Below are 24,682 nucleotides of genomic sequence, written 5' to 3' on the forward strand. Positions count from 1 at the left end.
TTATTTATCTCCGCTCCAAATGGCTGGTTGAGGTTCTAGTACTGGTTTACGCTGACGTTTGTCTTGCTTAGCCAGTTTTTTCCAGCGCTTCATTCCTTTGTGAGAACGTAATTGCGGGTTGGCAATTTCATCGACAGCAAAGTTAAGCAGGGCTAAACCTGTTACCAATAAGGTCAAGGATATACAGGGGGCTAACAGTTCCCACCAAGCACCAATCAACATGGAAGATGAGGTTTGTACGTTATACAACATGATGCCCCAGCTAATGGTGTTAGGATCACCTAAACCAAGGAAGGAGATTGTCGCTTCCATCATGATGGCGTACATAACCGAACCAATGAAACTGGCCCCGACAATGGAAATGAGATTGGGTAAAATTTCAACAAAGATAATTCGCCAAGAGGATTCCCCAAGCACTTCAGCGGCTTTTACAAACTCTTTTTCTCTGAGAGCCATGGTTTGGGCTCGAACAACCCGTGCACCCCAAGCCCAGGAGGTACAGCCGATAATCAGAGCGATGGTTAATGGCCCAGCCTGTCCAATGAAGGCTGCAACGACAAACAGCAGAGGATATTGGGGAATAACCAGCATGATGTTCATCGCGGCGGTTAAAAAGTCATCAATCTTACCACCAAAGTAGCCAGCAGAGACGCCGATGACCGTAGCAAGAAAGCAGACCGTCATCCCGGCACCAAAGCCAACAGCAAGAGAAACTCGCGCACCGTAAGCCACTTGAGCCCAAACATCACGTCCCATTCGGGTTGTTCCTAAAGCGTGGTTTTCTTTTTTCGACATCGCCAATTTACGACGATCATTGGCTAGATTTTCAGCTACCCATCCATCAGGGCTAGCTTTGGCCGCTTTCACAATAAAACTCGGATATTCATGGGGGGTCCCCGTACGTTTATCCGGTGCATGTTGTGTGATAAGAGGAGCAAATACCGCCATTAATAGAAATAGGCTGAGAATTGTCACGCCAAGCATCGCCATTCGGTTGCCGCGAAGTAGTTTCCATAGTGCTTTCATAATTATTTGCCTCCCTTACGTAAGCGAGGATCGAGCACAACATAGAGCATGTCGGCTAGTAGGTTAAAGAACAGCATAAAGAGCGTCATAATGATTAACTGACCTTGCAGTACTTGGTAATCACGTGCGGTGATGGCGTTAAACAGTACGGTGCCAAGTCCGGGATAGTTGAAGATAATTTCGATGATCAATTGTCCACCAATTGCCATACCTAAAGACATCGATAGCGCAGTGACACTGGGTAGCAACGCGTTGCGCGCGGCGTAGTTGAATACCACACGGTTTTCGCTCAACCCTTTCCCTTTCGCCATGGTGATATAGTCTTCTGCAAGTAGGTTGATCATATTGTTGCGCATGTTGACTAAGAAACCACCAATTTGCACAATTGAGGCACAGAGAAGAGGGAGAACCGCATGGTAGCCGACATTTTTAATAAACTCCCAGCTTGTCCAGTCAGGCAGCGTTCCAGGGGTATAAGCATACCCAGTTGGAAACCATCTCAAGCCGATCGCAAAAGTAAACATGGCTAGCATAGCAATAACGACTTGTGGTACAGCCTGAATGACTAACATGCCAGGTGTAACAAACGTATCGTAGTAGCTACCCCGTTTCCACGCGGCAAAAATACCCAGAATGGAGCCAATTGAAAAAGAGATAATAACGGCGGTGCCCGCTAAAAAGAGCGACCAGCCAAAGGCACCGGCTAATAGTTCATTAACACTTAGCGGATAAAATTTGATTGAAGTACCCAGCTCCCAACTAAGGATGCTCTTCATATAAGTAAAATACTGCATCAAGATTGGCCCATCAACGAATCCAAGCAATTGACGCATGGCTTCAATTCGTTCAGGCGTTACTTGTGTTGTAGCATGTGCGAACATCATGGTGACCGGATCACCTGGCATTGCTCGCGGTATAATAAAATTTAGTGTTGCTGCAACCAGCAACGCGGCAAAATAGAATGACAAACGTCTTAAAAAATAACCCATAACTCACACCTTACTCACCCAGTTTTCCTGATCTTTCATTCAGGTCGCTCCTTGCGAAATTAAGAGCGAGAAATCCCCTGACGACATGCGCCATACTTACAATGGATAAGCGAGGGGATTTTAAATAGCGGCGTAACAGGTACGCCGCCGAAATGAACGTTTACTTAACTGGTTTTAAATCCAGTACGTGAAGTAGACGCTCTGGGATGCCAGCCCAAATACTTGGACGGCCCTTAGGATTTTCTTCGTTCCACCATCCCGTAAAGCGAGTGGTGTTATATTGATACATCCAAGCACCAGAAAGCACAGGAATAGTGACTTGGTTTTCTGCAATGATCTTCTGAATACCATGAGCAATTTCTAGCTGCTCATTTTTATCAGCAGTTTTGTAGAAGCTATCAAGTAGACTATCCAGTTTGCTGTTGGTGAAGTAGTGCATTGCAAAACGAGGCATTCCATCACCTTTTTGTAATGCTGAGTTATAAGCACTGTTCCAATACGTGTAAGGGTCTGCACCGTGGAAATAGTTGGTGTAAGCTACATCGTAGTCACCTTCTAGCATTGCTTGGTTATATACAGCAAATTCAGGAGTACGAGCTCGAGCTTTAATGCCCACTTCTTGCAATTGTTCAACCGCTAGTTGAACGGTGTTGTTGAAATCTGTCCAACCGTTTGGTGATTGAATCAATAGTTCAAAAGATTTCCCTGATGGAGTTTCTACATAGCCATCACCATTGATGTCTTTAAAGCCCGCTTTGGCCAGCAATGCTTTTGAACCATCAACGTTATAGGTATTGAATCCTTTGTATTTATTATGAACTGCTTCATCTGACCATGATTGGAACGCATAACCTAGGCCTGATGCGAAGTCATTGACAGTGCCACCGCCGTAGAATGCGATATCAATGATGGTTTGACGATCCAATGCCATAGAGAAGGCACGACGGAAATCTACGTTAGTTAGTGCTTCTTTTTTCGCAGGATCTGGGTTTTTAAAGTTCACCATGAAAGATTGTGTACCCGCTGCTGGATACCAATAATGGTGTTTTGGACTTGCAGCGGCATAAGTACGATCAATGTCTGGAACAAAAGAAGATGTCCAGTCTAATTCTGAGTTAACAATCTTGCCCAGTAATTGGTCGTTGTTGGCGATTTGTGGTACGCGCAGACAATCTACTTCCAAGTTTGCAGCATCCCAATAATTTGGGTTACGGCACTGGATGTAAAGTTGTGGGGTAAAGGTATCGATTTCAGTAAATGGTCCTGTCCCTACAGGGTTTTCGTTGGTAAAGGTTGCTGGATCTTTAACCTTTTTCCAAATGTGCTCTGCAACGATGGGTACCTGAGCAATTTCATACGGTACGTTAGAGTTGGCTTCGCTTAAACGGAAACGTACTTTATAGTCATTGATCTTTTCAATGCTGGTCACCCATTTATTGATACCACGCTGATCAAGTTCAGGTTTCTCTTTGAGTAGGCCAAATGAGTAAACAACATCATTCGCACTGAAGCCTTTGCCGTCAGACCATTTTACGCCTTTACGAATATCGAAAGTGACGCTCATTAAGTCATCTGACATTTTGAAGTTTTCTGCCAAACGCATTACTGGCGTATTGCCATGCATTTCATTAAAAACAACTAAAGGTTCATAGATAAAATCAGTTGTGGTACGTAGGTTTGTCGCTAGGTAGGGGTTAAAGTTACGCACCATTGTAGGATAGAAATCTGGCACGATGGTCAGCTCACTGCGTGCAAACGCTGGAGCGGAAACACTGCTGGCAGCGGCAATCACTGCTGCGGCTAGTGCTGTTTTTTTAATATTGGCAAGCATAGCTGTTCCTTACTATTTGCTTTCATTTCACAAATGGATATGAATGTCATCATTGGATTAACACTCGCAACGACCTACCTCATTATGCTCATCATGCCGGAGGAGCAGGATGAAATGAGTGGCCTGTAGGCCTTTGGCAGGAGTAAGGAAACACCTTGTAGGAAAATTTATCAATTTCAATTCTCGTTAAAAACGTTAAAACAATGGTTAAGCTCGTCATTATCGTTAAAATTTGTTTGTTTAGCTCTAATTTGACTAAAAAACGAACAGTGAGAGCGATCACGATTTTCTTATTTTTAGAACGTGTTTGTAAGTGTTTACTATCGTAATTTTTATTTATTTAAATGGGGTTTTATTCATTTGGATATTATTGAGATCTTGCTCACTGCCCGATAGTTTAGAAAATTCTATTCGAAAATTAAATCTGGCAAATTGTTGTGATTGTCATCGCAAACCTTAGCGATAAATGGATAGTGTGCGATTTTATTGCCATATCTTTCGGCAAAATGACGATATTGCGTCATTTCGAAACTAGGTTAAATAACTTGATGCTATGGTTTTTTTGGAGTGTAAATCAACAAGGGTATTAGGCAAATACTGTGCATGGTAAAGTTGGAACAATGAGGTGTTCGGACTCTAAAGAGTGATAAGCAGCGGTAACGTGAAAGGACTGGAGGCCTATCTTTTTAATGGTCAATTGGAATTAGACATGCACAAAAAAGCCCGTTTTAACGGGCTTAATAAATAAAAGAAGTCTATTGATTAATCACTAGTTAGTAGCTTCTGAAGCTTATCGCGTTGTACTTCAATATAGGTTCTTTCTGGACACTGCTCTTTACAGTGTTCAAGAATATAATCTAGCGAGTTTAATACTGTCCGCCAGCGAGGAGTTTTAGGTAGTGTTTCAATCCGTAGGTATTTGTCTAAAGTACGGGTTTGTAGCGTACTACGGTCTAAATAGACGCGCCACAAGCCACTTTGTTCAGCAAAGGTAAATTTGCTTTGTCCCGTTGCCTTTTCCCAGTAATCCAGTGCACTACTCATCGCTTCGACCAGTACTGAACGCATTAATTCCTGTTTTGATTGGTTTTCTCCTGCCACTTTTTCAGCAATACGAGTAAATTCTCCTCCCAGTTCTTTTAACTGTTGAAGTTTGTCTTTATCGCCTTCAAAAGCATAGCTAGATAAAGCTTCTACCGCCGTTTCTAAGTTATGGATTCTAGCGGCATTTATATTGCCGCCGACGTTAAAGATATACATAGCTTTAAAACCAGAACCTTCAGGCAGTCGAAGAATATCTGCTGAAATATGTTGCCTGATATCATCGACATAAATATCAATGTTACCGCAGTAATGTTCTTGCTCGACTAGCAAATATTTTGGGGCGATCAATTCTTCGGCATCTGAGCGTTTGAGCTGCTCTTGGCTACGTTTAAATAGCCGAGCCGCCGCTTCATTAGCAAAGCGAATTTTGTGATCATCACGTAAGCATAAAATGGCTTCTGGAGCCGAGTCTAACTGCTCTAATAACCGGCCTTGAGTTTCAAGCAAGCTCGCCTCAACCATCGCACGTTGTTTGAGTTCTTTTTGTAGTTGGGTATTTTCTATACGACGTTTTTCTGCTTGGCTTGCGGTTAAATGGGCCTGAATACGAGCCGCTAATTCTTGTTTATTAAAGGGTTTTGATAGATAGTCATTGGCTCCGGCTTCAAAGCCTTTGAGCCTATCATCATTTTGATTTAAAGCGGTTAGCATAATAATTGGCAGTTGAGCGTGATCGTAATTTTGGCGCAGTTGCTCACATACTTGATAGCCACTCATTCCTGGCATCATGATATCGAGCAGTAATAACTCGGGCTTTTCTTCTTCCACAGCAGATAAGACATCATTGCCTTCTAATACCGTTTTTACTCGATACCCTTCCAAACGTAAAAAACTATCGAGTACTCGTAAATTGACCGGTTCATCATCGGCCACTAATAGGAGTGGGCCCTCTGGATTCTCTGGTAGATGATGTTCTTCATTTCTTTCTAACTCAGTGAATTCGGGAATCTGGAAGTGTGCCATCTGAGTCCGTTGGGCATGCTCTATCTGCTCTTGTGTTGCGATAGGGAGTGTGAAGCTAAATGTTGTACCAACCATCGGCTGACTGCTGACATATAAAGAGCCATCCATCAGTTCAATCAACTGACGGCTAATGGATAACCCTAAACCTGCACCTTGACGGTAACGGCTACTATCATGTCCAGCTTGGATGAGTGGTTCAAAAATATGCTCCAACTGTTCAGCAGGAATACCTTGTCCAGTATCCACGACTTGTACTCGAACGTGATCGTCCAACTGGGTGGCTGAAATGACGATTTTTCCTTCCGAGGTATACTTAATCGCATTGCCAATCAGGTTATATAAGACCTGTTCAAGACGTTGGGCGTCGGCAGATACCCAAACAGGGTTTTCCGCTATTTGGTTAATGATGCGAATCTGTTTTTTACCCAATAGATGGCTAGAAAGTTCTAATACCAATCGAGTGGCACAGGCGAGATTGACGGCTCGATTATCCATATCTAAATGGCCATAACGCATTTTATGATAATCCAGAAGATCATCGACAAGGTTGGCTAAACGTTGTCCACTGCTGATGATGATATCGAGTTGATATTTGTGCGCAGCATTAATTGGACCATTCGCCCCAGAAATTAATGCTTCCGCGATGCCTATCATGCCATGTAACGGGGTGCGCAATTCATGTGAAGTTGTGGCAAGAAATTCATCTTTAAGTTTATTAGATAATTGTAATTCATCATTTTGTTTACGAATCACCTGAATGTTTTTTTCTAACTCGATATTCTGTGACTTGATGAGCTGAATTTTTTCTCGAATTGAACGTTGCATGCGTTCAAAGCTCACCGCAAGTCGACCAATTTCATCACGTCGTTCGGTATTGATGATGGCTTTATCTAAATCTCCAGCAGAGACTCGTTCCGCAGCCCAAGTTAGCTTTAATAGCGGTGCGGTGATGAAATTAGATAAATAGTGTGACGCAATCACGACTAAGATGATCGCGGTGAGCATAGCAAAAATAAACAGTTTCTCTAGTTGACGAACACGGGCGAACGCTTCCTTCTCTGGAACTTCGACAACAATAGCCCAATCTAATTCTTTGATTTTTATGGGGGCGTAAGCTGCGATGTGTTTCTCACCTAAGGTATTTTTATAGGTTCCAACGGCTCGCCCACCATTGAGAGCTAAATTGATCACATCAGCACTGGTCGCTATATCTGCTTGATTATGGGCTAAAATTCGAGATTGGTGATCTTGCCCAACCAGTAATGTACGTTTGGATGAGTTATTGTTATTTTCTGAAATGAGTTTGGTTATCCCATTGTTGGGTAGCCTAAACATGGCATAACTATGTAAATAGCCTTGCTGAATAATGGGTGCACCCATCCATGCATATTGATCCCCATTTTCTTCTATAAAATCGGATAACACGACCGGGGTATAATCTTCATTGATCTTCCGGTTTTCGGTGACGATCTTCTCTAAATGTTGAAATGTAGTACCTAAGTTTGAGTCTTTATAGCGCCCTGTCTGCAAGTTGGTGCCATAGTTATCGTATTTGTAGATGGAATACACCACATTACCGTTAAGATCGACCAGTAAAATATCATCAAAGTCGGAGCGTTTTAAAAGCTCAAGGTAAGCGGAATGATAGCGTTTATGCAATAGACGATAGCGCTCACTGCCCACATAGCTACTGGATTTAGGAAGCACTGAGGTTTTAATTTGATCTCCTGAGCCGGGAATATAACGTTGCTGGGCATGTTGGCGAGCTTGTTCTATGTCATCACCTAATCGTTGAAAGGCATTGACTAAGCCATAGAATCGCCCTCCGCTCGCATAGGCCAATTCTGAACGAACAAATCCCATTACTTCAGACTCTTTGGCGCTTAGGTAGTCAATCACTTGCTGCTGTTTAGTATCGCGCACGGATAGCAGGTGGGAGGTGCTTTGTTCCTGTAAGTCTTTACTGTGAGAATGAAGGAAAAACAGCGCCGTCACGGTGAGAGGGGTTAGGCTAAGCACTAAAAATGCCAACATCAGCGTATTTTGCAGACGTTTGAATTTCTGTTTTCGATTAAACTTGAACATAGATAAAGCGTTACTTGTAATGATACCCACGATGAACAAAGCCTTAGTGAGAAAATTGAACAAAGGAATAGAGAAAGTAACGAAATTAACGAGTTTTTTTACTTTGACAAGTAAGTTGCACTTAAAGCGTGGTCGTGAGCGCAGTTTTCATCACTAATTGGCTATTTTGCCGTTAAAATCGGCAAAATAGCGCAATGTTTATGAGTTGATTGCGTGATAAATTGAAAATTTATTGGTCTTATTTAGCGTCTCACAATTACCAAAGGCTTGTTCTATAATGGGAGGATATTTGAGAAAACTATTAGCGACCAAAAAGAGTTGTCCTGATCTTGTGAGGTAATCCGGAGCGGATTGCAACAGTGTCTCAGTAACCTGATAACTGGTTTCTAAGCCGGAATGAAAGGGAGGGTTGCTAACCATAAAATCGTAATTTGTCGCGGTATCTGAATAAATATCTGAAGCAAATACTCGCCCGCATAATCCATTCGCGGCTAAAGTCGCTTGGCTAGAGCGAATAGCAAGGGCACTAATATCGCACATTTCGAGTTCAATATGTGGGTTGAGCATTGCCATGACACTGCCAATCACTCCTGCACCACAGCCAAAATCAAGCACTTTTCCTTGCAATGAAGGTAGGGTATCAAGCAGTAACTGACTACCCAAATCAAATTCACCATGGCTAAAAACTCCCGGTAAACTGCGAATAGTTAAGGTATGTTGCTGATAGTGAACTGAGTAAGATTTAAACCAGTCTTCTAAATCAAAAGAATTTGGCGAATGATGACATTGCCCCCAATAAAATGAGCAGCGTCTTGCGGAATCATATTTTTTGATAGAACCATAGGGGGTGAACATTTTTTCAATGGTTTTAACCCCAGAGCGGTTTTCACCAATCACGATCACTTCACAAGGCGATGGAAGCTTTGCCAGTAACATCGCTAACAGGTATTGAGCTTCTAGCTTGGCTTTTGGCCAATAAAGAACCAGTAGGTCAGCTTCCACATCTTCAGTTAATTCGGCCCCAAAATAGCTTTGTACAGCGGATGATTGTTGTAATTGGCGGTAATAACCATAGTGAGTGGTAAAAACAGAAACAGACTGGCAGTGCTGCGCTAGTTGTAAAGGAAAGAGATCTTCCACTTCTCCAGCAATGAGTACTTTTTTTCCAGCAAAATAAGCCAGTTGACGTTCAGCAATTTGACTTGGGGCGGTGTAGTGAGACATAACAAACTCAAGAACAAACTCAGGGGCAAGGATTTTCGCATAATTGCCCCTAAGCTTGAAGGAGTTTAGCTATTGTCTTGGTGATTTAAAAAAGGTTGGAACTCTTCTTCGTAGAGATTAAACAACACCATCGTAATAGCAAAGATTAAAGGCCCATAGATTAAGCCGATTAACCCAAATAGCTGCAGCCCACCCAGTAATGAGAAAAATATCATCAAGGTATTCATTCCTGCACTCCCTTGCATCAGTAAAGGGCGCAATAAATTGTCGATAGAGCCCACAACGGCGATGCTCCAGATCAATAAGAAAATCATCCAACTGATATCGCCCATAATAAAGAGGTAAAGTGTAGCTGGAACCCAAATAAGAGCCGTACCTACGACAGGGATAAAAGAAGCAAATCCCATCATTGTGCCCCAGAACAGGCCGGGAAAACCTGCAAGCCACATGCCTAATCCACCGGCAACTCCTTGTGCAATCGCGGTTAGAAAGGAGCCCATCACCGCGGATTTAGAAACTTGTTCGATTTCATTAAGCAATCGGTCTTCTTGGCTACGCGATAATGGCACAATGTGGCGGATTGCGAGAATGATTTTATCGTGATCACGCAGGAGGAAAAATAAGACAAACAGCATCAAGAAGAAATTGACCAAAAAGCTGGTGGCATCGCCTAAAATTTTGGCACTGATCGAGACGAGATCGCTTCCTAATGTCGTGGCTAATTGTGCGGTTCTTTGCGCTATCTGTTGTGGTGTTATTTCATGAAAGGGAAGGTAATCATTGGCGAGTGCTAACCCCTTTGTTACCCACGGATACGATAATACCGTTTGAATTCCCCCCTCAGTTACCCATTGATACAGGTTTTGAGAAAACTTTGAACCTTGCTGAATAATGGCAGTAAAGACCAGCAATAAAGGGAGCACAATAATAAAGACCAGAATAATGCATGAAAGCAATGCAACGATATTTTTATGAGATGGTAGTTTTGTTTCCAGTTTTTCGTGAATGGGAAACATCAGTAGAGAAATAATAAAGGCCATGACGATGGAGTTGATATAGGGTTTGAGTAATAAATAACAACTCAATGCGGCAACAATAAGTGCCGCAATTAATACCCAATGATTTGAGTTGAACTTTAATTTATCTGGCACAATGAGGTTCCCTTTCTTCGATGATTCATGGTTCGACTCGTGAATATGGGCTGATGTTAAAATATAGAACAATCTGCCGCTTTGACTTCTGTGGGTATATAATGACCGTAATTGAGAAAACGGGCAATGGGGAGATAAAAAATGGGATGTTGTGATAAAGAGTCTTGCTGCGAATCCAAAAAATCTTTCTTTCAACGGCTACCGTGGTTGATGATTGTTCTGGGTATTCTGGTGGTCTTAGTACTGATGTATTGGCAGTAATAATGATGCTGAAAAAAGGCTGCAATGCAGCCTTTTTCGTATTTAAAGTTTAATTTTCTTGAGCAAGTTGAGCAAAGCTACGATCAGCGGCTTCTAATGTCGCTTCAATTTCTTTGCTACCGTGCGCTAAAGAGGTAAAGCTGGCTTCAAATGCAGAAGGGGCTAGATAGACACCGTAGCCCAGCATCAAATGGAAGAACCGTTTGAAACGTTCCACATCACATTTGGCAACGTCTTCATAGCACGTGACTTGGGGTTGCTCGGTAAAGAAGAAGCCAAACATGCCACCAACTTGGTTCACAATCAAAGGAATGCCATGTTTATCTGCTAATGTTTTAAACCCTTGTGCCAATTGTTTGGTTTTTGAAGCTAAGCGTTTTTCATTGCCTTCTTCTTTCAACAGTGAGAGGCAAGCATGCCCGGCAGCCATTGCGATAGGGTTACCCGATAAGGTTCCTGCTTGGTAAACTGGACCTGTTGGTGCAATGTATTGCATCACTTCTTTGCGGCCACCAAAGGCACCAACCGGCATTCCACCGCCAATGACTTTACCTAACGTTGTCAGATCAGGTTTTATATTGTAGTGGGCCTGTGCACCACCGAGTGCGACTCGAAAGCCTGTCATGACTTCATCAAAAATCAGCAGAGCTCCTTCTTGATCACAAATCTCACGTAGCCCTTCATGGAACCCCGCAACCGGTGGAATACAGTTCATATTACCAGCAACAGGCTCTACGATAATACAGGCGATTTCTCCTGGATTGGCCGCAAACAGCTTACGGACGGAATCTAAATCATTAAAACGTGCCGTTAAGGTGTATTTAGCAAAATCAGCGGGAACGCCTGGCGAACTCGGTTGCCCTAGGGTCAGTGCGCCTGATCCTGCTTTAACCAATAAACTGTCTGCATGTCCGTGGTAGCAACCTTCAAATTTGATGATTTTATCTCGGCCGGTATAACCACGAGCGAGGCGAATAGCACTCATCGTGGCTTCAGTGCCAGAGTTAACCATCCGTAGTTGTTCCATTGATGGAACCAGCTCAGAAACGAGCTCGGCCATGGCAATTTCCATTTCCGTTGGCGCGCCAAAACTTAAGCCTCGCTGCGCCGCATCGATCACCGCTTCTCTGATCACTGCATGATTATGGCCAAGAATCATTGGCCCCCATGAACCGACATAATCAATGTAGGCTTTTCCATCGGCATCAAAAATCAGAGCTCCATCGGCACGGTCAATAAAAATTGGGGAGCCTCCGACACCGCTGAATGCTCGAACGGGGGAGTTGACCCCTCCCGGAATTTTTGTTTGTGCCTTTTGATAAAGATCTTCTGATTTGGTCATTGATACTTCCTCTTTATGATTGCTCGACCTATTGCGCTGTGCATTGTACGCTGATGAAGCGATAGGTGAAATCATTTCCCTTATTTCTGAGACTCGATACTGAACCTAAAGGTCAATGGTGACGAGAATCGTGCTTTTTATACTTCTGTAGACATGAGATAAAAAGTGGGAAGATATATTGAGTCAAATAAAGATAAAACTTATCGGTTAACCTTCGTATACTGGGAGCAACGGATGATTTCATTAGAGTTGCGGCTAATACTTGAACGAATAAGTCAGGTATTGGATAATCTTGCTAACAGAAAAATAATGATGCTCATAGATCGCAGATGAGTATGACACGAATGAGAGAGGTCGTTGTGAGCGAAGTCAATATCCCATTATCCTTCTCGGATGCCGCAGCAACACGTGTGCGCGCTTTAATTGCCGAAGAAGAAAATCCAGAGCTAAAGTTACGTGTTTACATTACCGGAGGTGGTTGTAGTGGCTTCCAGTATGGCTTTACCTTTGATGAAAATGTCAATGAAGGCGATACCACCATAGAAAATAGTGGGGTTACACTCGTAGTTGACCCGATGAGTCTACAGTACTTAATTGGTGGTGTGGTTGATTATACCGAGGGTTTGGAAGGTTCACGCTTTTTTGTTAACAACCCGAATGCAACCACAACTTGCGGTTGTGGTGCATCTTTTAGCGTGTAATCTTCTGTATTTTTCAAGTTCACTAATTCCAAAGCCCTTGATGTTTTTACAAGGGCTTTTTTCATATTGCGTACTAGGGGGTGGCGTACAGCAGTTGGCTATAACGAGAAAGTGTATTTAAACGAATTTTTGCATTGGCAATAAAGGTTTCTCGGCTTTTCCCTGTTAATGACTTTGCTTGAGGCAAATCAACGGTTCGAGCGTCTTTATGAACGCCATGAACCAAAAACTCATAGTGTAAATGAGGGCCCGTTACCCGCCCTGTTCCCCCTAATGTACCAATCACTTGCCCTTGTTTAACTCTTTGCCCTGTTTTGACCGTTCGGCGAGTTAAATGCAGGTATTTGGTGAGGTAAGTATTGCTGTGACGAATAAATACATAGTTACCGTTAAATTGGTTATAACTCGACTTTTCGACCACACCATCGCCGGCTGCCCAAATAGGGGTTCCTACTGGAGCAACATAATCGGTCCCTCGGTGGGCTTTTAATTGTCCGGTCACCGGATGAAGACGACGAGGATTAAAATTAGAAGAGACTCGACGAAAATCAAGAGGAGAACGTAGAAAAGCTTTTTTCATTGCTCGTCCATTCTCATCAAAATATTGACCCGTGTGATCATCTAAAATTGCAGTAAATGTCGTTCCTTGGTTAGTAAATGTGGCAGCGATAATGTTACCGCGTCCAATCACTTCCCCCTCAACCACCTTTTCTTGAAACAATAATTGAAACGTATCCCCAGCTCGAATATCTAAAGCAAAATCGATATCCCAACCAAAAATACCCGCTAACTCCATAATTTGGTTAGCCGTTAGCCCTGCTGCATTTCCCGCATTCCAGAAGTTTGAGTGAATTTCAGCTTGTGCATAGTTGTACTGATAAAACACTTCTTTTTTATCGATTTTGGATGAAAAACCCGATGCTGTACGCGTGATATCAAACGTTTCATAGGCACTAATTCGACGTTTAAGTTGAATTAATTGATTGTTTTCATCAAAACCAAATTGTAACTCATCACCGGGGAGTAATCGGCTAAGTTGCTGGTTGATCGTCTGATTGCTAGAGGTTAGCTCATATAAAAGACGGGAGGACAAACCAATGCGCTGAAAAAGTATAGCGGCACTTTCTCCAGCATTCACATGATAAGTTTCCCAACGTAGTAAAGCTGATGGCAAAATGGTGCGACCAGGAGATAAAGCTTCACGGTTAATCGTTAAAGGATAATGTTGACCGACTTGCAGACGTTCGGGTTGTGTTCTCAATGCTTCCGGATCTGGGAGAAAAAATAGTGCAATCACAATCAGTGCGCTAAAAAAGGCAATAAATGCCCGATGAACCCAGGGAAGACGAGCAAAAATTGCTAGCATACTCGTGTTCGTTCAATAATTAATAATAAAATCGCCAGTTGGTTAGTCTAACTGGTTTCAAAAGTCATCGCTATTCAAGTAAGATGTCGAACTATTAAATTTTTGCCAAATCTGTGGGAGTGAACAAGAATGGCGAGTATTGAAGCTGCTTTAGCTGAGATTAAGCGTGGTGTTGAAGAGCTAATTCCAGAAGAAGAATTAGTGGCAAAACTAAAAGAAGGTCGTCCTCTACGTATCAAGTTAGGAGCGGATCCAACAGCGCCAGATATTCATTTAGGCCATACTGTGATTCTTAACAAGTTACGCACTTTCCAAGATTTAGGCCATGATGTTACTTTCTTGATTGGTGATTTTACCGGTATGGTCGGTGATCCAACGGGAAAAAATACCACTCGCCCTCCTTTGACGCGAGAAGATGTACTGCGTAATGCAGAAACGTATAAACAGCAAGTGTTCAAAATTTTGGATCCGGCGAAAACGAAGATTCAGTTTAACTCTGAATGGCTGTCTGAATTGGGTGCAGAAGGCATGATCCGTTTAGCTGCGAATCAAACTGTTGCCCGAATGTTGGAGCGTGACGACTTTAAAAAGCGCTATGCTGGTGGCCAGCCGATAGCGATTCATGAGTTCATGTATCCTTTATTACAAGGCTATGATTCAGTGGCGATGGAAACCGATGTCGAGTTGGGTGGAACCGATCAGAAATTTAACTTGCTGATGGGACGTGAATTACAAAAAGCCAATGGACAGAAGCCTCAAGTTGTTCTGATGATGCCTTTATTGGTCGGTTTAGATGGTGAGAAAAAAATGTCTAAATCAGCCAATAATTATATCGGTATCAGTGATTCGCCGAGCGAAATGTTTGGGAAGATCATGTCTATTTCAGATGATTTGATGTGGAGTTACTATGAATTGCTTTCTTTCCGTCCATTAGCTGAACTTGAACAGTTTAAAGTTGATGTAGCGCAGGGTAAAAACCCTAGAGACATCAAAATTTTATTAGCGAAAGAAATCATTGCTCGTTTCCACACGGATGCAGATGCGGATGCGGCTGAGCAGGAATTCATTAATCGCTTTCAAAAAGGCGCACTGCCTGATGAAATGCCAGAGTTTACTTTTGCACAGGGCATTGCTATTGCCAACTTATTGAAAGATGCGGGATTAGTCGCTTCAACGTCTGATGCGATGCGCATGGTAAAACAAGGTGCGGCTAAGCAAGATGGTGAAAAACTTGAAGATGCAAAATGGGTACCTGAAGCGGGCACTTATGTCTACCAAGTCGGTAAACGCAAGTTTGCTCGGGTTACTCTCGAATAATATGTGATTGATAGCAACAAAAAGCGCATGAATGCGCTTTTTGTTTATCAGCCTCAGTCATGAATATTTAAAATCATTTGGTAGAACTGTTGCTCAAATCGAGTGATGGGAGCTTCGATCGGTTTTTTAGGATCGGATTGGGCTGGAAAATAGTCGGTAATAAATTGGACAAAAAGCGCTTGAGGCTGACCCGTGTTATCGAGAGAAAAGCCAACCATATTATGAGTCCCATACAGTGAGCCACTTTTGGCTTTTAATCGCCCACGGATATTTTCATTTCGCATACTACGTCGATAGCGTAGCGTACCGTTCTCTCCAGCCGTTGCCAGCGACCGAATTAAGTTTAATTCGCTATCATGCTGCCAAAGGTAGTAAAGAATTTGTCGCATTGATTCTAGGCGTATACGGTTATTTCTTGATAATCCGGAACCATCAACAATTTGAGCATCATTGAGATCAATACCAGTGCGGGCAAAAATAATTTGTTTGAGCGCTTCGCTACCATTATTGAAGCTACCGGGTTGCAGAAAAAATTTCTGACCTAATGTCTTGAACAGCGCATCAGCAATCAGGTTATCCGAATCTTGCAGCATCGTTGTGAGCAGTTGAGGTAAGCGTTCAGAATGATGAGTGGCTATTTTATTCCACTGCTGACTGTCGGGGGCTCCTACTTTTATTTCTCCATCTAACGTCATTTCTAATTGGTTGATCAACTGCCTTATTACGCGTTGTGCATACAATTCGGTGTTTTGTATAGCAAATTTAAGTGGAAGAGGCTGGCTACGCTGAGCGAGGCAGCCCGAGAGCTGGTAGTGGTTATCATGACTTGCTATTAACTCTAAATCACAATGTTGAGCTTGCTTCTGCGCTTGAGTCACACTGCGTGCATCACTTTCCACATCAATAGAGTAGTGTGGCGGGACATAGACACGGGTTGCTCCATCATTTTGTGTATAAATAGAGGCTTGAACGCAGTTACCATCTAAATTAATCGCACTCACTGGGGCGCTATAGCAAACACCAAGGCTATCCCAAGGCCAGCCAACGGCGCGTGGATACCCCGTAAAATGCTGGTTATTTAACCAAAGGTCGCCACGAATTCGCGTACCATTTTGTTGTTTATAGCGAAGTAATAAGGTTTTGATATGTTCAGTGGTTAAGGTGGGATCACCGGAAAAAATTAAAGCTGCATCTTGATTATTGCTACGTAGTTGCGTTTCAAAGGAAAACTGCTCACCCAGCTCAAGCTGACTGGCGAGGGCGGTAATCACTTTTAAGGTACTGGCTGGGGGAAAATAGTCCCCGGTTTTGTGTTGGAAGGCTGGTTTTGCTTCAGTCAGTGTTTGAATCACTAATCCACTACGAATCCCACTGGGTAACCATGATAAACCACTTGGGTTTGGCGCGGTATGAGCATAAGAGAGGTTAAGAGTTGAGAGCCAAAAAAAACTCAAAGAGAGAAAAAAACGCATACACCCATCAGTTGTGAAGCAAATAATAAAGAGAGTATACCAGAGAATAAAACGCCTGCGAGTTGCAGGCGTTTGAGAGCATATCATTCACAAATAAGCGAATTAGAAGTCGTAACGTAGGCCTAGTGCTAGTTCGTCTTCAGCTTGTGCTTTAGTTGCTGTACCGGTTCCACCGATTACACCAATCTTGTCGTCTTTATCAATCATATTAAAGTTATAAGAGACATAAGCGCGGAAGTTTGGTTTAAAGAAGTAAGTTGCATCAACCGCTAGGTTATCAGCAGAGGTTTCTTTATTCGTTTCAGCGTTATTGTAAGTCAGAGTAAACACAGTTTGGTTTAGTGTGTACGCTGCTGCAAATTCATAGCCAGTATAGTCTGCGTCATGTTTTGCTTTTTCACCGTCAGTAAAGACACCAGCAAAGTAGAAATCAGACACCGCATAAGAAGCCGCTAGCATATATTCATTGGCTTCATCTTGATCGGCATAACCAGCACCGACTTTAAAGCCTGTGTCAGCAAATGCATAGATAGCTGATAATGAGTAGCCATCTTCGTTGTTATCGTAGAACGTATCTGTCTTATTACCTTGAGCGTCTTTATCTTGACGGTCAGCAAAACGGTAGCTGGCTTTGACTGCTAAGTCATCAAATTGACCAGAGTAAGAAACCATATTGTCTGCACGGTCTGCAACGGTTAATTTATCTGCTGCTGAGTTACCGTGGTAAGCCATGATATCGGTAAAATCAGTGATAACGCCTAGTGCACCATCATTTTTACCGTAAGTCACTTCACCAAAGTCACCACCAATTCCCGCATAGGCATAACGGTTGGTTAAATCACTACTGTCTGAGTCTACATCTTGACCTTCATCAGAAGTCGTAAACTCACCTTCATAGAAACCAACACCATATAGGCTATCGTTGATTTGAGTTTTACCCAGTACGTTAATACGTACGCGAGTTTTATCCTCAGCTTTACCATCTTTTAGAGATAGACGTGCTTCTGCACGGCCGCCAAGAGCAAGCGAAGTACCATCTTGATTATAAATTTCACCAGCATTTGCGCCAGCTGCCACTGCTGCAGCTGAAACTGCTAAAGCGATCAGAGTTTTGTTCATCTTATTAAATCCTAATTTACTGTCCATAAATCATTATTGTCTGCAAGTAGCCACCAGGGGAAACCGTGGTACTTGAGTTACGAATAGTAAAATGCATCTGTTTGCTTTGTCGAAATGATGTATTTGCAAGCGAAGCATTCATTTTCGTGGTTTCATTTGTAACTGCAAAGTTCCCCGGTGAGTTAGTAAAATGATATAAATATCGCTTATGAACACTGTTTTATTGTGATAAAAAAAATATCAAGAATTTGATTTTAAACGATTTTTCTGGTTTTTTTAACACTGATCTGATCAGTAAAAAAAATGAATTATTTAGTTTTTTTTACTTTATTAGGCTATTTTTCCTACAATCTAAGTGTGCACAAGATCACGCAAAATCAATAAGTTCATAATGAATCTCAAATTCTGATCGCAATACTTGAATTTGGATGATTTCATCACCATGTTTGTTTACACTAGTAGACAATGCATTCATCAATCACTACCTAGCCTATATTGGGTTGGGTGGTTTTGTATTGTCCAAAGATAACTTTGGCATAGAGGTAATTATGGAAAAAGTTCCTATGACCGTCCGTGGTGAAAAATTGCTGCGTGACGAACTCGAGCGGTTATTGAAATTGCGCCCTCAAATTTCTCAAGCGATCGCGGAAGCGCGTGAGTTGGGGGATTTAAAAGAAAATGCGGAATATCATGCTGCACGAGAAGAGCAAGGCATTTGTGAAGCTCAAATTCGTGATATTGAATATAAGCTCTCAGTGGCTCAAGTTATTGATGTCGCTAAGATGGAAAATACGGGTAAAGTCATTTTTGGTTCAACCGTGACCTTGATCGATGTGGATACTGAGGAAGAAAAGCGTTACCAAATTGTGGGTGATGATGAAGCTGAAATTAAATCTGGACGAATTTCAGTCAGTTCCCCAATTGCACGTGGTCTAATCGGTAAAAGTGAAGGGGATGAAGTTTCGATCAGTACTCCAGGCGGTGAAAAATTGTTTGAGATTGATCGGGTTGAATACCTATAATTCATCAAAAAGTGTAATGGATGATTAAATAAAAAGGTCGCAACAAGCGACCTTTTTGTAATCTAACACTAGCAGATTATTTGCGTGGTAATTCGATTTTACGCTGCTCAGATGGGCGATAAAGGACCACAACTTTACCAATAAGTTGGACTTTTTCTGCACCCGTTTCACGAACAATTGCATCAACAATCAATTGTTTCGTATCACGGTCTTCTGATACCACCTTCACCTTAATCAGTTCATGGTGGTTAAGCGCAATTTCGATTTCCGCCAAAACAGCTTCAGTGAGGCCATTGGCGCCCATTAGCACAACCGGATTTAAATGGTGTGCCAAGCCTTTTAAGTGCTGCTTTTGTTTGTTGCTTAGGTTCATTACGCGACCAAATTTATTTACTATAGGGTTGAAAACCACCATTTTAACGCCATCTATCCAGGAAGACTATATTTTCTACCCGACTTTCTCTGATAGAGACGGCTTTAGTTAGGAATCGAATGAGTAAACAGAAGCATTCAGCGAGCTCTGGCCGCTGGTTGAAAGAACATTTTGACGATAAGTATGTGAATGAAGCGAAGAAAAAAGGTTATCGTTCACGAGCTATCTTTAAATTAGAAGAAATTCAAAATAAAGACAAATTACTTAAGTCTGGGATGACCGTTGTTGATTTAGGGGCTGCTCCTGGTGGGTGGTCACAATATGCAGCGGGAATCGTTGGTGAGCAAGGCCAAGTGATTGCTTGTGATATTTTGCCGATGGACTCCATTGCGGGCGTTGCTTTTTTACAAGGTGATTTCCGTGAAGAAAGCGTGCTAGAAGCCTTGTTAGAGCGAATTCAACCCGATATGGTGGATGTGGTCATGTCTGATATGGCCCCTAATATGGCTGGAAATTTATCGGTGGATCAGCCGCGAGCTATGTATTTGGTCGAATTAGCTTTAGATATGTGTCGACAAGTTCTTGCTCCAGATGGTAGTTTTGTAGTCAAAGTGTTTCAAGGTGAAGGATTTGATCAGTACGTACAAGAGGTACGTCACCTATTTAAGGCGGTCAAAATTCGCAAACCAGACTCATCAAGAGCGCGCTCTCGTGAAGTTTACATTGTTGCGACTGGTTACAAAGGCTAACTATTTGGCCTGAAACGAGAATGTTTACACTATAGCTACGGTGAAAAAACTGTAGTACCCTACCTTTAATTACAACTAGTTATCGCGAGGCTTACACCTTGAGTGATATGGCAAAAAATTTAATACTGTGGCTGGTGATCGCCGTTGTGCTGATGTCTGTTTTCCAGAGCTTTGGCCCTGGTGACAGTAATGGAAGAACCGTCGATTACACCACATTTGTACAGGAAGTTGGCCAAGGCCAAATTCAAGAAGCTCAATTCAAAAACAGCGAAATTACTTTTACCCGCCGTGGTAGTAATAATCGCTTTGTTACTTACATGCCGGTCTATGATGAGAAAGTACTTGATGATCTGATTAATCAGAATGTCAAAGTACAAGGCACACCACCAGAAGAACAAAGTTTACTCGGAACGATTTTTATCTCTTGGTTCCCTATGATTTTGCTTATTGGGGTATGGATATTTTTCATGCGTCAGATGCAAGGTGGCGGTGGTAAAGGGGCGATGTCCTTTGGGAAAAGCAAAGCCCGCATGATGAGTGAAGAACAGATTAAAACCAATTTCGGTGATGTTGCTGGCTGCGATGAAGCTAAAGAAGATGTCAAAGAATTGGTGGATTATTTGCGTGATCCCAGTCGTTTTCAAAAGCTGGGAGGGAAAATTCCCACTGGCGTACTTATGGTCGGCCCTCCGGGTACAGGTAAAACCTTATTAGCCAAAGCGATTGCTGGTGAAGCTAAGGTGCCATTTTTCACTATCTCAGGTTCAGACTTTGTGGAAATGTTCGTTGGTGTTGGTGCATCTCGTGTCCGTGACATGTTCGAGCAAGCCAAAAAAGCCTCACCTTGTATCATCTTTATCGATGAAATCGATGCGGTTGGTCGCCAACGCGGCGCTGGTGTCGGTGGTGGGCATGATGAGCGAGAACAGACGCTGAACCAAATGTTGGTTGAGATGGATGGTTTTGAAGGGAATGAAGGCGTCATTGTGATTGCAGCAACCAACCGTCCTGATGTGCTTGACCCTGCATTACTTCGTCCAGGGCGTTTTGACCGCCAAGTGGTGGTAGGCTTGCCGGATGTTCGTGGTCGTGAACAAATTCTTAAAGTTCATATGCGTAAAGTACCGCTTGCAGGGGATGTTGAACCTTCACTGATTGCTCGTGGTACACCTGGGTTTTCTGGTGCTGACTTAGCTAACTTAGTTAACGAGGCTGCGCTGTTTGCTGCTCGTGGCAATAAACGCAACGTTTCTATGGTTGAGTTTGAACTGGCGAAAGACAAAATCATGATGGGTGCAGAACGTCGCTCAATGGTTATGTCTGAAGAGACAAAAGCCTCGACTGCTTATCATGAAGCAGGGCACGCGATTGTTGGTCGCTTGGTTCCTGAGCATGATCCCGTGTATAAAGTTTCAATCATCCCTCGTGGTCGAGCGTTAGGGGTAACGATGTACTTACCAGAACAAGACCGGGTGAGTATGTCTAAGCAACATCTTGAGTCCATGATTTCCAGCCTATATGGTGGCCGTCTGGCTGAAGAGCTGATTTACGGACCTGAAAAAGTATCAACAGGTGCGTCAAATGATATTGAACGAGCGACTGAAATTGCGCGGAAAATGGTTACTCAGTGGGGCTTCTCTGAGAAGTTAGGTCCTATGCTGTATGCCGAAGATGAAGGTGAAGTATTTCTTGGTCGAAGCGTAACGCAAACGAAGCATATGTCTGATGACACAGCGAAGCTGATTGATGATGAAATTCGTAAGATTATTGATCGTAACTATGAGCGAACTCGTCAAATCTTGCTGGATAACATGGATATTATGCATGCGATGAAAGATGCATTAATGAAATATGAAACGATTGATGCTGGTCAAATTGACGATCTTATGGAGCGTAAGTCCGTGATTCGTGAACCTGCAGGGTGGGGGGATCAAAGCAAACCTACTCAACCCGAACCCTCTGATGATGATAAACCCGATGTAGAAAAACAACCGGTAGATTCAGTGTCAGAAGAACAGGTTGAGAATGAGTCCACCTCTTCAGAGAAAAAAGACGCAGAATAAAATCATTGTGCTAATCAAACCCCGACTTGTTCGGGGTTTTCTGTTTCAAGCCTAAATTTACTTCTTATATTACCTATTGTTGTGACTGTAGATATTCAGGGAATTATGGACATTCGAACTGACACTAAACAGCTTTCTTTACATCGTCCTCAGATCATGGGGATATTAAATACCACCCCAGATTCTTTTTCAGATGGTGGGTGCTACTCATATTTAAATGATGCCTTTGCGCGGGCTGAACAAATGATTGCTGCAGGGGTCGATATTATTGATATCGGTGGTGAATCGACTCGACCTGGAGCACCAGATGTTTCTCTTACTGAAGAATTGGAACGGGTGATCCCACTGATTAAAATTATTCGGGCCAACTATCCAAATGTTTGGATTTCTATTGATACCAGTAAACCAGAAGTCATGCGCCAAGCGGTGGAAGCTGGCGCTGATCTTATCAATGATGTGCGAGCATTGCAGGAACCCGGAGCATTGCAGGTTGCTGCACAAGCTAATCTCCCTGTCTGTATTATGCATATGAAAGGAGAGCCTCGTACGATGCAGAACTCTCCTCGCTATGATGATGTACTCAAAGAGGTGGATGACTTTCTGTCTGAGCGTATTGAGGCCTGCGTACAAGCCGGCATCAAGCAACAAAATATTATTCTTGATCCCGGTTTTGGTTTTGGTAAATCTCTCGAACACAACTATCATTTGCTGGCGAATTTAGAAAAATTTCACCATTTTGGTTTACCCATTCTTGCCGGAATGTCACGCAAATCTATGATTTTTAAATTGCTTGATAAAACTCCCGCGGAGTGCATGGTCGCTAGTGTGACTTGCGCAACGATTGCGGCAACAAAAGGAGCTCAAATTCTGCGGGTCCATGATGTTGAGCAGACGATAGAAGCCATGGCAATATTGCAAATGGTGAATAAAAATAAACAAAAACAATAAGGAATTATCATGTCTGAGACACGACGTTATTTTGGTACTGACGGGGTGCGAGGTAAGGTTGGACAATATCCAATTACTCCAGATTTTGTATTAAAGCTTGGCTGGGCGGCGGGGCGTGTGCTAGCACAACAGGGCACAAAAAAAGTTATTATCGGTAAAGATACGCGAATTTCTGGCTATATGCTTGAGTCAGCGCTAGAAGCAGGGCTCGCTGCGGCAGGTTTAAAAGCGATTTTTACTGGGCCAATGCCTACTCCTGCGGTTGCTTATTTAACCCAGACTTTTCGTGCAGAAGCGGGAATCGTTATTTCTGCTTCACATAACCCTTATTATGATAATGGCATTAAGTTTTTCTCTTCAGCGGGGACGAAGTTACCCGATGAATTGGAGCTGGCCATTGAGGCTGAATTGGATAAACCACTTGAATGCGTGGAATCAGCCGAGTTAGGTAAAGCGACGCGTTTAGTTGATGCAGCTGGACGCTATATTGAATTTTGTAAAAGCACCTTCCCATCCGAATTAAGCCTTGCTGGCTTAAAAATCGTGGTGGATTGCGCACATGGTGCCACTTACCACATCGCCCCGAACGTATTTAAAGAATTAGGTGCGGATGTCATTCCCATGGGGACGGAACCGAATGGTCTAAATATCAATGATCAAGTGGGCGCTACCGATATTCGAGCTTTACAAAAACGGGTGGTAGAAGAACAAGCCGACCTTGGGCTTGCTTTTGATGGTGATGGTGACCGAATCATCATGGTTGATCATTTAGGCTATAAAATTGATGGTGACCAAATTGCTTATATCATTGCACGAGATGCATTGCGGCGAGGAGAGTTAAAAGGTGGGGTTGTTGGTACCTTAATGACTAACCTTGGCATGGAAAATGGCCTCAAACAATTAGGGATTCCTTTTTTGCGCGCCGCAGTTGGCGATCGCTATGTAATGGAAAAACTACTGGAAAAAGGGTGGAAAATCGGCGCAGAGAATTCAGGCCATGTCATTTTACTAGATAAAGTGACAACAGGGGATGCCATTGTGGCAGCCTTACAAGTTCTTGCTTCTGTGGTTGGCAGTGACATGTCATTACATGACTTGGCACAAGGCATGACACTGTATCCTCAAGTTCTTGAAAATGTACGTTTTAACGGAGATAGTAATCCACTTGAATCTGGTGCCGTGCTTAATGCGGTAAAAGACGTTGAGTCTCAACTCGGGGACAAGGGGCGGGTCTTACTGCGTAAATCTGGAACTGAACCCCTTATCCGCGTGATGGTGGAAGGCGAGGACGCTGAATTGGTACAATCTTCTGCACTACATATTGCAGAAGCAGTAAAAGCGAACTGTTAATATAAATTTACCCCATCAACAGATTGACCGTGATGGGGGATTTTTCTCTTTTAAGGAAACTTTGAGCCTTTTTTGACCGTTTGATTGATAAAAAAGGATTTTTTAATAAATACCTCTTGTCAGCGAAACTCGCATTCGTTAGTATTGCGTCCGCCTTCAGTGAGGAGGTCGCTAGCCTTGTTTAAGTCGAATGATTGAACGGCGCTGGCTCAACAATTTGGAACAT

Annotated in this window: 18 protein-coding genes; 7 read left to right on the plus strand and 11 right to left on the minus strand. The window is 42.8% G+C overall.

All coding sequences use genetic code 11. The features are described 5' to 3' along the window. The 7 genes from EXA13_RS10645 to hemL all read right to left on the minus strand — a co-directional run bounded on the left by EXA13_RS10645 (window position 1) and on the right by hemL (window position 11,976). Window positions 1-1,026 carry an ABC transporter permease gene (locus tag EXA13_RS10645; protein ID WP_238133164.1) on the minus strand — a complete coding sequence of 342 codons (1,026 nt, stop codon included), beginning with the start codon at window positions 1,024-1,026 and terminating at the stop codon, window positions 1-3. Between the two features lie 2 nt (window positions 1,027-1,028). Further along, window positions 1,029-2,015, minus strand: a complete 987-nt coding sequence (locus tag EXA13_RS10650; protein WP_238133165.1) for an ABC transporter permease — start codon at window positions 2,013-2,015, stop codon at window positions 1,029-1,031. Window positions 2,016-2,175: 160 nt separating this feature from the next. Then, window positions 2,176-3,846 carry an ABC transporter substrate-binding protein gene (locus EXA13_RS10655; RefSeq protein WP_238133166.1) on the minus strand — a complete coding sequence of 557 codons (1,671 nt, stop codon included), beginning with the start codon at window positions 3,844-3,846 and terminating at the stop codon, window positions 2,176-2,178. 762 nt (window positions 3,847-4,608) lie between these two features. Continuing rightward, window positions 4,609-7,998, minus strand: a complete 3,390-nt coding sequence (locus EXA13_RS10660) for a response regulator (RefSeq protein WP_275949663.1) — start codon at window positions 7,996-7,998, stop codon at window positions 4,609-4,611. A 198-nt stretch (window positions 7,999-8,196) separates the two neighbouring features. Further along, on the minus strand, window positions 8,197-9,222 hold the full coding sequence (gene rsmC, locus EXA13_RS10665) for a 16S rRNA (guanine(1207)-N(2))-methyltransferase RsmC (protein ID WP_238133167.1): 1,026 nt from the start codon (window positions 9,220-9,222) through the stop codon (window positions 8,197-8,199). Window positions 9,223-9,287: 65 nt separating this feature from the next. Further along, window positions 9,288-10,373 carry an AI-2E family transporter gene (locus EXA13_RS10670; protein ID WP_238133168.1) on the minus strand — a complete coding sequence of 362 codons (1,086 nt, stop codon included), beginning with the start codon at window positions 10,371-10,373 and terminating at the stop codon, window positions 9,288-9,290. Window positions 10,374-10,683: 310 nt separating this feature from the next. Next, a complete protein-coding gene (hemL, locus tag EXA13_RS10675) occupies window positions 10,684-11,976 on the minus strand; it encodes a glutamate-1-semialdehyde 2,1-aminomutase (protein WP_238133169.1) in 1,293 nt (430 codons plus the stop codon). A 359-nt stretch (window positions 11,977-12,335) separates the two neighbouring features. Here hemL and erpA point away from each other — a divergent pair, with 359 nt between their 5' ends. Beyond that, entirely contained in the window at window positions 12,336-12,677 is a 342-nt protein-coding gene (gene erpA / locus EXA13_RS10680; protein WP_238133232.1) for an iron-sulfur cluster insertion protein ErpA, read from the plus strand. Between the two features lie 73 nt (window positions 12,678-12,750). Here erpA and EXA13_RS10685 read toward each other — a convergent pair whose 3' ends face one another. Further along, window positions 12,751-14,043, minus strand: coding sequence for a peptidoglycan DD-metalloendopeptidase family protein (locus EXA13_RS10685; RefSeq protein WP_238133170.1), 1,293 nt, complete (start codon window positions 14,041-14,043; stop codon window positions 12,751-12,753). 129 nt (window positions 14,044-14,172) lie between these two features. Here EXA13_RS10685 and tyrS point away from each other — a divergent pair, with 129 nt between their 5' ends. Beyond that, the gene (gene tyrS / locus EXA13_RS10690; protein WP_238133171.1) at window positions 14,173-15,360 is read left to right on the plus strand and encodes a tyrosine--tRNA ligase; all 1,188 of its coding nucleotides are present in this window, start codon (window positions 14,173-14,175) and stop codon (window positions 15,358-15,360) included. A 53-nt stretch (window positions 15,361-15,413) separates the two neighbouring features. Here tyrS and dacB read toward each other — a convergent pair whose 3' ends face one another. Both dacB and EXA13_RS10700 read right to left on the minus strand, forming a co-directional pair. Further along, window positions 15,414-16,832, minus strand: a complete 1,419-nt coding sequence (gene dacB, locus EXA13_RS10695) for a serine-type D-Ala-D-Ala carboxypeptidase (RefSeq protein ID WP_238133172.1) — start codon at window positions 16,830-16,832, stop codon at window positions 15,414-15,416. Window positions 16,833-16,934: 102 nt separating this feature from the next. Next, on the minus strand, window positions 16,935-17,951 hold the full coding sequence (locus EXA13_RS10700; RefSeq protein WP_238133173.1) for a porin: 1,017 nt from the start codon (window positions 17,949-17,951) through the stop codon (window positions 16,935-16,937). A 548-nt stretch (window positions 17,952-18,499) separates the two neighbouring features. On the opposite strand from EXA13_RS10700, the gene greA reads away from it, so the two are divergent. After that, a complete protein-coding gene (gene greA, locus EXA13_RS10705; RefSeq protein WP_238133174.1) occupies window positions 18,500-18,973 on the plus strand; it encodes a transcription elongation factor GreA in 474 nt (157 codons plus the stop codon). Window positions 18,974-19,049: 76 nt separating this feature from the next. Here the strand turns inward: greA and yhbY are convergent, their stop codons facing one another. Next, window positions 19,050-19,346 carry a ribosome assembly RNA-binding protein YhbY gene (gene yhbY / locus EXA13_RS10710; RefSeq protein WP_078926153.1) on the minus strand — a complete coding sequence of 99 codons (297 nt, stop codon included), beginning with the start codon at window positions 19,344-19,346 and terminating at the stop codon, window positions 19,050-19,052. Between the two features lie 119 nt (window positions 19,347-19,465). Between yhbY and rlmE the strand changes: the two genes are divergently transcribed. From rlmE to glmM, 4 genes are all read left to right on the plus strand, one after another. Beyond that, complete coding sequence (gene rlmE, locus EXA13_RS10715) at window positions 19,466-20,095, plus strand: 23S rRNA (uridine(2552)-2'-O)-methyltransferase RlmE (protein WP_238133175.1); 630 nt, start codon at window positions 19,466-19,468, stop codon at window positions 20,093-20,095. A 152-nt stretch (window positions 20,096-20,247) separates the two neighbouring features. Beyond that, window positions 20,248-22,158, plus strand: a complete 1,911-nt coding sequence (gene ftsH / locus EXA13_RS10720) for an ATP-dependent zinc metalloprotease FtsH (protein WP_430794487.1) — start codon at window positions 20,248-20,250, stop codon at window positions 22,156-22,158. 105 nt (window positions 22,159-22,263) lie between these two features. Continuing rightward, on the plus strand, window positions 22,264-23,106 hold the full coding sequence (gene folP / locus EXA13_RS10725) for a dihydropteroate synthase (protein WP_238133177.1): 843 nt from the start codon (window positions 22,264-22,266) through the stop codon (window positions 23,104-23,106). 9 nt (window positions 23,107-23,115) lie between these two features. Then, on the plus strand, window positions 23,116-24,456 hold the full coding sequence (glmM, locus tag EXA13_RS10730; RefSeq protein WP_238133178.1) for a phosphoglucosamine mutase: 1,341 nt from the start codon (window positions 23,116-23,118) through the stop codon (window positions 24,454-24,456). The last annotated feature ends 226 nt before the right edge of the window (window positions 24,457-24,682 follow it).

The sequence above is a fragment of the Vibrio cincinnatiensis genome (genome assembly GCF_022113815.1).
Taxonomy (GTDB): Bacteria; Pseudomonadota; Gammaproteobacteria; order Enterobacterales; family Vibrionaceae; genus Vibrio; species Vibrio cincinnatiensis_A.